A 12,918-nucleotide genomic window follows, 5' to 3' on the forward strand; every position below is an offset into this window, starting at 1 on the left:
TTCGATAAATGATTGTTCTTCTAAATTCTTTATATTGAAATTCCGCCTGTAATCCAACCTTTTAAAAATGCTTCCAGCGAGGAGGCAATCCAATTTCGACTGTCCGTTTCGTGATTCCACACAAAAATTGCATCTGTTTGAACTTGTCCATTTAAAATCGAAAAGCCAAATAAATCGCCGCATCCTGAGTCTGAAAAAAATAGAAGGTGGTCGAAAGGCATATAGAGATTTTTGTAATCCTCAAAATTTCTAAAAAATAAATTATCCTCAATAATTTTATTGGTCGACCAAACATAGGGACAATTGAATTGATCATATATGCCGTTCGTCTGTTTCAATAAATTTGAAAGTTTGGTTGGTAATTTAACATTTAATTTCTTCTCTGCTTCATCTAATTGTTCAGTGGTTGTTGGTTCTGTGTAATGAACATCTAATGTAAAAGAATCCACATAACTTTTCCAATCCATCAGTATACATCTCAAACTTTCTTTAGAATCTAAGGTAATATTCTCAAAATTCACAATATCCTCTTCTAATATAGTATACATAGTTTCATTTTGAAATCCGAGTAAAAATAAAGCTTGATATGAAATATTCTTATCAAGCTTTATTTCAAAATTATGACTCATACTTTTCTAAAAGTAATTTCTGCTGTAGGTTACTATATATTCCTTGTCGTTCCATCAGCTGTTGGTGATTGCCTTGCTCAACAATCTCACCTTGCTGAATGACAAGAATTTGATTGGCATTTTCAATCGTTTTCAAACGATGCGCAATGACAAAACTTGTTCTTCCCTGCATCAAGCGCTGCAAGCCTTTTTGAATATCAACCTCTGTTTGGGTATCAACACTTGACGTTGCCTCATCCAAAATTAAAATATCTGCATTTTCTAAAATGGCACGTGCAATCGAAAGTAACTGACGTTGGCCTTGACTTAAATTCGTCCCACCTGCTTGGACGGGTGTATCATATTGCCCTGGTAAATATTTAATAAAGTTATGCGCATTGGCAATTTCCGCCGCTTCCTCTACTTCAGCATCCGTGGCGTCTAGCTTCCCGAAACGTATATTTTCTCGGATCGTTCCCGAAAATAAATACGTATCCTGCAGTACCACGCCCACTCGCTCACGAATCGTTGCCATTTTGTAATCTTGGATATTGTGTCCGTCAATCAGAATTTCACCGGCATCCACATCATAAAAACGTGTCAGCAAGTTAATAATTGTCGTTTTCCCCGACCCAGTTGGCCCAACAAGTGCAATTGTTTCACCCGCTTTTGCGTGGAAGCTAATATTTCTTAACACAGGCTTATCTTCTACATAGCTAAACGATACGTCGTGGAACTTAACATCCCCTATAAGACGCTCGCAATCACGGGCACCTTTTTTATCTGCCACTTCTGACGGTTCATCTAATATCTCAAACACACGCTCAGCTCCTGCAATGGCAGACTGTAACGTATTGAGTAAGTTCGACAGCTGATTGAGAGGACGGAAAAACTGGCGTGTATAAGTCACGAATGCCGCAATGACACCGATAGTAACATGCCCTTTCACCGCTAGAAATGCCCCTGTACCAATTACGACTGCAAGCCCTAAATTATTCATAAAATTATTAATCGGTCCAAGTAAACCTGACGTAATTTCCGCGCGCTGTGCCGAGTTACGGAGGTTTTCATTTTGTTTATGAAATGTTTCAATAGTTTGTTGTTCTTTCCCAAAAAGGGTCACAACTTCCGCACCAGTAATCATTTCTTCAACGTAACCATTCAATTTCCCTAGATCGCGCTGACGTGCCGCATAGTTTTTACTGCTTCTCTTCACAATTTGTTTTGTTGTGAAAACAATAAGTGGAATAATAATAAGCGTGACAATGGCTAGTTGCCAGCTTAGTGAGAACATCGCAATACTGACACCGATAACCGTTAAAATAGACGATACGATTTGCGTGACACTTTGCGCCAAAGCGGTATTTAAATTATCGATATCATTTGTCACGCGACTCATTAAATCACCGAGGGCACGTTGGTCGAAAAATTTAAGCGTTAACGTTTGAAGTTTTTTAAATAGCTCTAAACGTAGTGTACGGATTGTCTTCATGGACACATGAATCATGACATAGGTTTGTAGCCATGTGAAAATGGATGCCACAGTAAAAATCACTGCTAACACAAGTCCAAGACGAATTGTGCCATCAATATCCTGTTTCATAATGTATTCATCAACAATATGCCCGATCATATATGGTCCGGCAAGGCTAAGAAACGTCGAGGCAATCACGAAGAAAATCGAGAAATATAGACCTACTTTTTGTTGTTTTAAATAGTGCCAAACACGAAGAATTGTTGCTTTTTGGTTTGTTGCCTTTTCAACAGGCCCACCCATATTAGGTCCGCGCCCAAAATTCATTTGTTTTGGTTGATTTTGACTCATAGTTGTTCACCAGCCTTTTGTTGCGATGCGTAAATAGCTTGATAGGCCTCGTTGTCTTTCAGTAATTGTTGATGTGTACCTTGCCCGACAATTTCACCGTCTTCCATTACTAAAATATGGTCTGCCTGCTGAATCGAAGCAATTTTAGATGCCACAATAAAGGTAGTCGTATCAGTGAAGTTCGAAGTAACTGCCTGTTGTACATGCTTCTCAGACGCACTATCTAAGGCTGATGTTGTATCATCTAGTACTAATATTGCAGGTTGTCTCACGAATGCACGGGTTAACGCTAAGCGCTGCTTTTGCCCACCAGATAAATTCGTTGCCCCTTGTGATAACTCATGCGCCATGCCATCTTCAAGCTTCTCCACAAATTCAGATGCACAGGCTGCATCAAGTGCATGATGTAATTGCTCGATTGTTGTTTCATCCTTACCTATACGAATGTTTTTTTCAATTGTTCCTGAAAACAGTAAGGCTTTTTGGGAGGTAAAACCAATATGCTCACGTAATGTCGGAAGTGCAAAGTCTTTTAATGGCTTACCGTCCAGTAGTATCTCACCGCTTGTTGGATCAAATAGACGTGGAAATAGTTTCACTAACGTTGACTTCCCACTACCAGTTTTACCGATAATGCCAACTGTTTGCCCCGCTTTCACAGAGAACGTCACATTTTTCAACACATCTTCGGCTGTATTATAATAGCGATAACTGACATTGCAGAAGTCAACTGCACCTTGAATTTTAGTCGATACAGCATTTTCTGCTTCTCTCACTGCTACCTCTTTATTAAGTACATCTATAATTCGTTCTCCTGAAGGAATGGCACGCGCAATTTGCATAAGCACCATACTCGATGACATGAGCCCGTTTAAAATAATTGTCAAATAGTTAATGAAAGCAAGAATAACCCCAACTTGTAATGTACCCGCTTCAACTTTAATGACCCCGAGCCATAATGCCGCCACAATGCCGAGGTTCACTACAAACATCGTAATCGGTACAAGTAAACCAACAATTTGCTCTGCCGAAATAAAACGTTTAGTAAGTGTTTCATTAAGCTCTCCAAACTGATCTACTTGTTGCTGTTCACGACGAAATGCCTTAACCACTCGAATCCCTGCTAAATTCTCTTGTAACTTTGTATTGACACCATCAATCGCTTCTTGCACGCGACGATACAAAACACCTGAGTACCTCGTGAAAAAGTACATCGCGATAATTAGAATTGGCACGATCACCAGTAAAATGGAAAATAATTCACGCGCTGTCACAAAAACAATGACTACTGCTCCAATAAATAATAACGGTCCACGCACAAAAATACGCATCGTCATCATGAACGCGCGCTGAATACTTTCTACATCACTCGTCAAAATCGTAATAAGCTTTCCTGTCGTAAATGCATCTCGTTCCTTTGCAGAATACGTCATCATCTTCTCAAATAATGCTTCTCGCACATCCGATGCAAAGTGAATCGCTGCCTTTGAGCTAAAGTAAGAACAGCCAATACCTCCGACTAGACCAAGCACCGCACTCCCTAGCATCCATCCAAACATTGTCAGCACATACGCATTGTCACTGTTTGCTATACCAGTATCAATCATATGCTGCATGATTGTTGGTTGAATTAAATCCATTGTGACTTCTATTACCATCAGAAGTGGCGCAATGATGGTGAAAAATTTATAAGGCGCTAAAAATTGCCCTAATTGTTTAATCGCTTGCATTCATTCGTCTCCGTTTCTATTAATAAAATCTACTCTTTATTATAACTGAAAAGTATTCTCATTTGGTAAAAAGTTTTTCGTGTCACGTAATATATTGAAATTACTCTATTAGATGAGACTTCAAAGAAATATTCAGGAGCTTAGACTTTACTGGAAGGTTCAGTAATTCGGAGGATTTATTAAGCTGTTGATTTGGAGTAGATTTTGATAAAAAAAATAGGGGAAGAAGTTAGCTCTTCTTCCCCCACTACTAATTATATAGATAGGTTTCATATTGTTATTATAAATGACAGCTCGCATTTTCAGCTAGTCAATCTTAAAATGGGAATTCGCGGTCTATTGTTTGTATAGATACCCACTTTGTTTCTGTAAATTCATCTATTACCCATGGGTTACCGAAGCGACCCATACCTGAGTTTTTCACCCCACCGAATGGTGAGCTTTCAAGTGCATTTACTGTTTGGTCATTGACATGTGTCATACCGAATTCAAGATTTGCAGCCAGTTCTTCACCTTTTGCTAAGTCAGAAGTGAAGATAGCAGAGCTTAAACCATATATTGAATTGTTCGCAATTTCAATTGCTTCTTCATCAGAAGATACTTTAATAATAGAAGCGATTGGTGAGAACAATTCTGTCTGAGCAAGCGTGCTATTAGGTGGTACGTTACCGAAGATTGTTGGTGTTAAAATGTTGCCAATACGTTCGCCTTCTAATATTACTTCGATACCCTCTTTTTTCGCTTCTTCAATAAAGCCAAGTGCTTTTTCAAGCTGAGTATGGTTGATAAGTGGACCAATCACTACAGACTTATCACTTGGGTTACCGTATGGTAAATCTTTTGCATGCGCTAGGAACTTTTCAACGAATTCATCGTAAAGAGATTCATGAACGATTATACGGTTAATCATCATACAAATTTGACCCTGATGTAGGAATTTACCAAAAATCGCTGCTTTTACAGCTTGGTCAACATCCGCATCCTCTAATACAACAAATGCTGCGTTGCCTCCAAGCTCTAATGCTACGCCTTTTAATAACCCACCAGCCACTTGACCGATATGACGACCCACTCCTGTTGAACCAGTAAAGCTAATTAATTTTGCAGATGGATGCTCAATCATTAAATCGCCAATTTCATTTGGATTTGTTAAAATAACGTTGAATACACCTGCCGGAATACCTGCTTCTTCAAACGCTATCGCCATGAGTGTACCACCTGATAACGCAGTTTGAATATCGCCTTTATGCACTACGCTGTTACCAAGCATAACCGCTGGGACAATTGTACGCATTGATAAATAAAGTGGGAAATTGAATGGTGAAATTGATGAAATAACACCTAATGGTTTACGATAAGCTTTGTTGATTTTACCTGGCATTACTTCTGGCAAGTCACGACCACCTAAGGAATCAACATAGTTGAATGCTTCTTGAATGCAGGCAATTGTTAAGCTTACTTCCACTTTCCCTTTAATGTATGTTGAGCCAGATTCCTCTGCTAAAACGCGAACAATTTCTTCTTCGTTATCTGTAAAGAAAGCAAGTAATTTCTCTAGTACCTCTCGACGTTTTGCAGCATCATTTGCCCATGCAACATACGCTTTATCTGCTATTTCATAAGCATATTGAACTTGTTCCTTTGTCGCAATTGGGAATGTTGATAACGCTGAGTCGTCGTATGGATTTGTTAACGTAAATTGTTTATCACTATTACCGCTAACCCATTCGCCGTTAATATAGTTTTTCGTTAATTCTTTATAATCAAACATGCCTATTGCTCCTCATTAATTACGCTTTATATTCTTTATCTAAAATTAAAATTGGTTTAATTGTAATACCGTTTTTAGAATCTTCAAACGCTTGTTCCACTTCTTCTAAGTCGTAGAATTTAACTAGTTTCTCCATTGGGAATTGACCGTTTTTAAAGAACTTAACTAGTTTTGGAATGAATAATTGTGGCACAGCATCGCCTTCGATAACACCTTGTAATGTAATAGCGTTTAACAATAATTCGTTTGTTACGTTGAATGTTAAGTCGCGTTTACCTACTGCAACTGTTGCGCAAACACCTTTTACGCGTAAGCAACGAATCGCAGCAAGCGTTACTTCTGGTACACCCGTTGTTTCTAATGAGTAGTGTGCACCTTTGCCATTGGTAATTTCTTTTATTTTTTCAGCTGGGTTTTCTTTTGTACTATTGATAATATGTGTTGCACCTAACTCTTTTGCAAGTTCAAGACGGCTATCGTGAATATCAACGGCGATAATTGGATCGCAACCTGCGATTTTAGCAGCCATTAAGCCACTTAAACCTACAGCACCTGTACCGAATACCACAATGCTTGAGCCAGGTTCTGGAGCAAGTGAGTTTAACACAGTACCACTACCAGTCATTAAACCGCATCCGAACGGGCCCAAGTAACGTAAATCTGCATCTTTATCAACTTTTACAACGTTTTTCTCATCAACTGTTGCATACGTACCAAATGATGATTGACCGAAGAATTGCGATACATCTTGGTGGTCATGTGTGTGAATTGGTGTTAAATTATGTTTATTACGACCAGAGAAGTTTAATGGAATCATATTTTCGCATCCGCCTGCGTTACCACCCAAGCAGTTATCACAGTGACCGCAATATGCGAACCCAAGTACAACGTGGTCTCCTTCTTGAACCGTTGAAACGTTTGAACCAACTTTTACAACGATTCCTGAACCTTCATGTCCTAATACCGCTGGACGTGGTACAGGTAGCGTACCATCTAATACAGTTGCATCAGTGTGGCATACACCAGAAGCGACAATTTTAACAAGCACTTCATCTGCTTTTGGATCGTCTAATAATAATGTTTGTTTTTCGAAGTCTTTTTCAGGAGTTGTTACCATTGCTTGAATTTCCATATTTTGTGCCCTCACTTTAGTTGTGTTGTATGTTATTCTCATGCTGAACATGAAAGTCATTTATTACTGACTCAAGTAGAGTGTATAACTACAAAGTCTTTGGTTCAATCACCAAAAAATCTATTTTGTATTGGTTTTCAACACAAAAGTATTTTTGTATCTCTATTCAACATTTTTTTTATAATGTCTAAAAAGGGAGAGCGTAAATGATAAAAAAAGAAGATCGCCGTGTTGAGCGCACGAAAGAAACACTACGTCAAACGTTTAAAAAACTCGTTAAAGAAAAAGGATATTCGCATGTGAAAGTGAAGGATATCGTGGAGGAAGCTAATTACAATCGCACGACATTTTACGTGCATTATGATGGCAAGGAGGAACTCGCAAAAGATTTAATTCGCCTTGAAATGATTGACTTTGAGTACGAATTTTGTAAACCGACGCGCGATAATCCACTACTCGATTTAACACGTATGAAACCAAATGGTACAGATGTATTTCAATATATCGTTGACAATCGTGACTACTATGACTTAGTCGTTATGGAAGACCGTATTCCTAATATTCGAGAATCTCTACTTTCCAAATTGCAATATATATTCCAAGAGAGAATGTCGTTTGTCAGCGACAAGTATGTTGAAATTAATGACGACTATTTTATTCAATATCGCTCCTATGGCATTTACGGTTTTATTCTCGAATGGATTCGTAACGACTATGACGCTTCCCCTTCCGAGATGGCTCGTCGCATTATTAATTTATTACATATTCAATCTTCTTTAATGATGCAGGTAACAAGGGAAAATTAATCATCTGTAATACAACAAAAAATAGCAATCAACATTAATATGTTGGTTGCTATTTTTTATGGAAGCTAAGGAACGGCAAGCATTTGTGATAAAAAAACTAAACCTTGAGCCACGACCCTCTTTCATTCATTTTTCAACTCTAGATATTTTTGTTCTTTTGGGCATAAAAAACTACTTAAGATAATCATATTCAAAGAGGTATTTCTTCTCGATTTCTCGAGAAACTTGAGTGCCTTCCCTATTCTCGTATCACTTCCTCTTTTCTGGTAAATCTTTAAAGAATCAAAAAAACCACGCAAGCTTTTGCTCACGTGGTCCCATATTATAAATCGTCAAAGCCGTTATCTTCTACATTAACCTTCACATATTGGCGTGAACGTTGCTCGAAGAAGTCTGTTTTACCTTGATCGACATCCTCATATGCTTTCACCCATTTTAATGGGTTTTTGCGGTAGCCATCAAATGGACGTTCATAGCCTAATTGATTGCATCGGACATTGGCATAAAAATGGACATAATCATGGACATCCTCTACATCTAAGCCTTCTACCTTGTCACCGATAACCTCATTTGCCCAATCTACTTCTAGCTGCACCGCTTCACGGAAAATCTCTTGTACACGCGCTTCTCGCTCTGGCGTATCGTACTCAGGATATTCTTCTAAAAGCTCACGGTAAATTTTCACGAATAAATCCACATGGAGCTGTTCATCGCGATTAATGTAGTTAATCATCGTCGAAGTAGCAACCATTTTTTGATTGCGTGCTAAATGATAGAAGAACGCAAAACCAGAGTAGAAGAATAACCCTTCTAAAATGACGTCATAAACAATCGCTTCTAGCATATTTTCAACTGTCGCTTCTTCAGAAAATGCATGATAGCCTCTAATAACAAAGTCGTTGCGTCGCTCAAGAACTGGCTCTGTGCGCCAAAAGTCAAACGTACGATCCTGCACATCTTTATTCACAATACTAGATAGCACATACGAATACGAGTGATTATGAATAACCTCTTGCTGTGCTAAAATAATCATCAGTGCATTCAAACTCGAATCTGTTAAATAGTCTGCTACCTTGCCCGCAAAATCCGTTTGCACACTATCTAATAGTGCCAGCAAACCGATAATTTTCAAGAATGATTCCTGCTCATCTTTTGTAAGCTCTGAAAATTGTTTGATATCATTACTCATATTAATTTCAAACGGTGTCCAAAAGTTGCCGAGCATTTTTTTATATTTTGGGTACGCCCAGTTAAAACGTACGTCGTCCCAGTTTAAAATGTTTGAAGAGCGCCCGTTGACAATCGCTGTCGAACGGTTCGGCGCCTCTTTATCCATAATTTGTCGTTTTATAATAGTTGTCATTAGTTGTTCCTCCTAGCTAGCACAAGACTCACATTCGATTAATTCCACTGAAGTCGAACGCACATAATAAGTCGTTTTCACACCACTTGCCCAAGCATTTAAATGCAGTGCTAGTAAATCTTTCGCCTTAATCGTATTTTGCACATATAAATTCAGTGAAATGCCTTGGTCAATATGACGAGCACGTGCAGCATTTTGCTTAATCGTCCAGTTTTGGTCAATGAAGTACGCAGACTTATAGAACCATACAGTCTCCGGCGATAAATCCGGAACCGTTACTGGAATTTTGTAATCCTTTTTCTCCTCTGAGTAGCTCTTCTGGAAAATCGGATCAATCGTTGCCGTACTACCTGCTAAAATAGACGTCGATGAGTTCGGTGCAATGGCCATCACGTAGCCATTTCTCATGCCATTTTCTGCTATTTCAGCACGTAATGCATTCCACTTCTCAGTGTCGTAACCACGTTTGTCAAAGTACGCACCTGTTTGCCAATCCGAGCCATCAAATAGTGGGTACGCACCCTTTTCTTTCGCCAATGCATTGGATGCTTGAATTGTTAAATAAGCAATTTCTTCGTACAACTTGTCCGCATAGTCAACCGCCGCATCCGATTCCCATTGAATTGCCTTTAGAGCCAGTAAATGATGCCAGCCAAATGTGCCAAGTCCAATGCCACGGTAGCGTGCATTTGTACGTTCTGCTTGCTTCACTGGAATTGTATTTAACGCAATAACATTATCTAACATACGTACTTGAATCGGAATAAGTCGTGGTAACACATCCGCCGGAACAGCTTTTCCTAAATTGACTGATGATAGGTTACATACAACAAAGTCCCCTGGCTTACGACGTGTCACAATGACATCATCTTCAAGTGTGATCGATTCAAATTCTGTAGGTGACATATTTTGAAAAATTTCTGTCCTTCTTCTTCAACTAGGTTCGCTAAACCTAATCCGTTCTCTTACGAACTGCTGTATATCACTATACAGAGGAGACTATATCATCATCCTCAGCTCAACCTGTAGGATGCTCCGCTTTTCCCTTTTTGAATTATCCCGTATTTAATCGGGCCTCGCTTGAGGGGTACTCTACTCGCTTCTTCACTCATGTTTTTCAATGAGCTATGCTTTCGATAGTCGTTAGGCTTTTACTTTTGATTAAGTATTATATGATCAGGAAAATTTTGAGAATACATACGATTCCTCATTGCATGAGTTGAAATGCAATGAAATTTTGCAGCGTCTGCAATTGAATCAAATGTTTGTTTGCCAACTTTACATTTATAACCATTGATTTTAGTTTCCCTTTTCGGCATTAAACGCTGGTATGTCGGAAAGGTAGTTGAATTCAATCGGTAATTAATAGTACTAATTCCAATGCCTAATGTTGTAGAAGCAATAGTAACTGATTCAAATTGTACTTCGTCAATGACAATACATTTGGAGTTTGCCTTTTTTACTGAATCAATCATTTTCTTCGTTTTGGCTTTACCAAATTGATGATTTCCTTCACCAGACATTTGCTTTACTCTTTGTTTTCTAATTTCTTCTTTTTTTGGATGATGTGTAAAGATATCTCCACCAATAGAAGTCAATTTAATATTGTAGTATTCTGTCGAATTTACTACATCATAATAATTCAAATATTATTCTTCCAATTGGTTTAGTTCGTCATCAGAGTAGGCAATACAAATTATTTTTTTCTCAAAATTTTCTTTACCATATTTTTTAATGGCTCTTTTCAAATATACTCCTGACCCTAAATAATTTTCCCAGTTATTTATTCGGTCATAAATACACTTACCAATATATTTCTTACCATTTATTTTATTTATAGTTTCATATATGAATCCATATGCATTAGAAATAGCCCTCACCCCTAAATACAGAATGTTCGTTCTATTATATGAAACTTAAATCACTTAATCAAAAGATTTAGCACGGTAGGTTATCACATATGTGACTTTCCCCGTTTAACGGAGTTTTCGACAATCATTTCTAATTGAAGGTGCTAAAATTAACACAAATTGCTTGAATAAATCATTCCCTCATGCTTATTCGGGTTCATACGATTTACTTCATCACGGTAAAACATAAACGGTACGCCGGTTTCTAGTTGCGAGCGCATAATACGCTTCATAATATCAATGGCCTGTACAACTTCACGACTTAGTAACGGATTCGCGATACATGCATTGTATTTCTCGCGGAAAGAACCGTCACCTTTCTTCTCATCATAAAAGTCCTCAAGAGAGAAGCCCATTATCTCACGTACTTCATGTGGATCAAATAAATGCCAATCTTCTCGTGCCTCAACTGCTTCCATGAATAAATCTGGCAAGCAAAGCCCTGTAAAAATATCATGGGCACGTAAACGTTCGTCTCCATTATTTAGGCGCAAATCTAAAAACGTAAAGATGTCCTTATGCCAAATATCTAGATAGACCGCAATTGCTCCTTGACGCTGCCCGAGTTGATCGACTGAAACAGCTGTATTATTTAACTGTTTGATCCATGGTAATACTCCACTCGATGCACCTTTAAAACCTTTAATCGATGAACCACGGCTACGGATTTTGCCCATATAAACGCCAATGCCCCCACCATTTTTTGATAATGTCGCCACATCAGTATTCGTATCATAAATACTTTGCAGGCTATCGTCGACTGTATCGATAAAGCAGCTAGATAATTGTCCGTGTGTTTTCCCAGCATTCGATAATGTAGGTGTAGCAACAGTCATATATAAATTACTCATCGCCCAGTACGATTCGCGCACCTTCTCTAAGCGATTTTCTGTTTCATCTTGCATAAGTGTCATCGCAATGACCATCCAGCGCTCTTGCGGTAATTCGACTGGCATTTTTGTATAGTCACGCACCACATAACGGTCCATTAATGTTTTCAGGCCGATATACGTAAACAGTTCATCCCGGCTTGGTTCTAAATAAGAAGCCAGCTCTGTTAATTCTTCCATGCTATACTTTGTCGTTAGGTTTTCATGGTACAGACCTGCTTCTGTATAACGCGCTAGCTGCTCTGGGAATGACTTATAAACATCTTCCACATTGACATCACGACGTATTGCAAATTGGTTATATAATTTTTCTAAATACACATGCGCTGCGACAAATGTCCAGTATGGCTCTTCCTCGTCGATTAGGCTAAGTGTTTGTAAAATCAACGCATCTGCCCACTCATCAAACGTAGCGTCCTCATTTTTTCGTAACCAACGATCCGATAACCTTACAAAACTCTCAAGTTCATCCTCCGTGTACTTTTTCTTTAACTTAGCAATTTGCTGTTCTATTTGAATCGTCATGTACTCTCTCCCTTTCTCTCACCAGACAACACAAAAAGCGACCACACAACATGTATCGGTTGCGTGGTCGCATAATAATCGGAAATGGAAATGAAGGACATGTACACATCGAAGTGGACAGATCTCTCGCCTCCACTTCTCAATCCCCGAAGAATGTGTTGCTGTCTTGAACGTAACGGCAGGTCTCCTGGCTCGTGCCTTTTAGCCAAATGATCGCCTTCCCGTTTTTCACAGTGGCTTTATGATCATTTGTCAGCACTCACAGTTGCGGGGACAGCTTCGGCATTAGATCACTCTATTTCCGAATTCCCTATTAAACCATAATGGTACCGTTTGTCCAAAATACTATATATTGTGT

General features: G+C 38.7%; 9 protein-coding genes, 2 pseudogenes and 1 riboswitch. Of the genes and pseudogenes, 1 reads left to right on the forward strand and 10 read right to left on the reverse strand.

From position 1 onward, the window contains the following. Positions 1-29: 29 nt before the first annotated feature. From AEA09_RS08590 to AEA09_RS08610, 5 genes are all read right to left on the reverse strand, one after another. Positions 30-521, reverse strand: coding sequence for an SMI1/KNR4 family protein (locus tag AEA09_RS08590; RefSeq protein WP_425411977.1), 492 nt, complete (start codon positions 519-521; stop codon positions 30-32). A gap of 97 nt (positions 522-618) precedes the next feature. Further along, a complete protein-coding gene (locus tag AEA09_RS08595; protein ID WP_053583440.1) occupies positions 619-2,433 on the reverse strand; it encodes an ABC transporter ATP-binding protein in 1,815 nt (604 codons plus the stop codon). Continuing rightward, positions 2,430-4,163 (reverse strand): ABC transporter ATP-binding protein, encoded by a 1,734-nt coding sequence (locus AEA09_RS08600; protein ID WP_053583441.1) that lies wholly within the window; start codon positions 4,161-4,163, stop codon positions 2,430-2,432. The genes AEA09_RS08595 and AEA09_RS08600 overlap by 4 nt, the downstream gene beginning before the upstream one ends. Positions 4,164-4,479: 316 nt before the next feature. Continuing rightward, positions 4,480-5,934 (reverse strand): aldehyde dehydrogenase family protein, encoded by a 1,455-nt coding sequence (locus AEA09_RS08605; protein ID WP_053583442.1) that lies wholly within the window; start codon positions 5,932-5,934, stop codon positions 4,480-4,482. Between the two features lie 19 nt (positions 5,935-5,953). After that, positions 5,954-7,066, reverse strand: coding sequence for an NAD(P)-dependent alcohol dehydrogenase (locus AEA09_RS08610; RefSeq protein WP_053583443.1), 1,113 nt, complete (start codon positions 7,064-7,066; stop codon positions 5,954-5,956). Between the two features lie 206 nt (positions 7,067-7,272). Between AEA09_RS08610 and AEA09_RS08615 the strand changes: the two genes are divergently transcribed. After that, positions 7,273-7,872, forward strand: a complete 600-nt coding sequence (locus AEA09_RS08615) for a TetR/AcrR family transcriptional regulator (RefSeq protein ID WP_053583444.1) — start codon at positions 7,273-7,275, stop codon at positions 7,870-7,872. Between the two features lie 322 nt (positions 7,873-8,194). Here AEA09_RS08615 and AEA09_RS08620 read toward each other — a convergent pair whose 3' ends face one another. The 5 genes and pseudogenes from AEA09_RS08620 to AEA09_RS08635 form a co-directional block, all read right to left on the reverse strand. Beyond that, positions 8,195-9,235, reverse strand: coding sequence for a ribonucleotide-diphosphate reductase subunit beta (locus AEA09_RS08620; RefSeq protein WP_053583445.1), 1,041 nt, complete (start codon positions 9,233-9,235; stop codon positions 8,195-8,197). Positions 9,236-9,247: 12 nt separating this feature from the next. Then, positions 9,248-10,159, reverse strand: a pseudogene (locus AEA09_RS08625) (ribonucleoside-diphosphate reductase subunit alpha); the annotation flags it as partial. 227 nt (positions 10,160-10,386) lie between these two features. After that, entirely contained in the window at positions 10,387-10,881 is a 495-nt protein-coding gene (locus AEA09_RS08630; protein ID WP_053583446.1) for a hypothetical protein, read from the reverse strand. A 3-nt stretch (positions 10,882-10,884) separates the two neighbouring features. After that, complete coding sequence (locus AEA09_RS20610) at positions 10,885-11,115, reverse strand: GIY-YIG nuclease family protein (RefSeq protein WP_425411978.1); 231 nt, start codon at positions 11,113-11,115, stop codon at positions 10,885-10,887. A gap of 143 nt (positions 11,116-11,258) precedes the next feature. Beyond that, a pseudogene (locus AEA09_RS08635) lies at positions 11,259-12,560 on the reverse strand (ribonucleotide reductase N-terminal alpha domain-containing protein); the annotation flags it as partial. Positions 12,561-12,720: 160 nt separating this feature from the next. After that, positions 12,721-12,909, reverse strand: a riboswitch (cobalamin riboswitch). Between the last annotated feature and the right edge of the window lie 9 nt (positions 12,910-12,918).

Source organism: Lysinibacillus contaminans, assembly GCF_001278945.1.
Lineage (GTDB): Bacteria > Bacillota > Bacilli > Bacillales_A > Planococcaceae > Lysinibacillus > Lysinibacillus contaminans.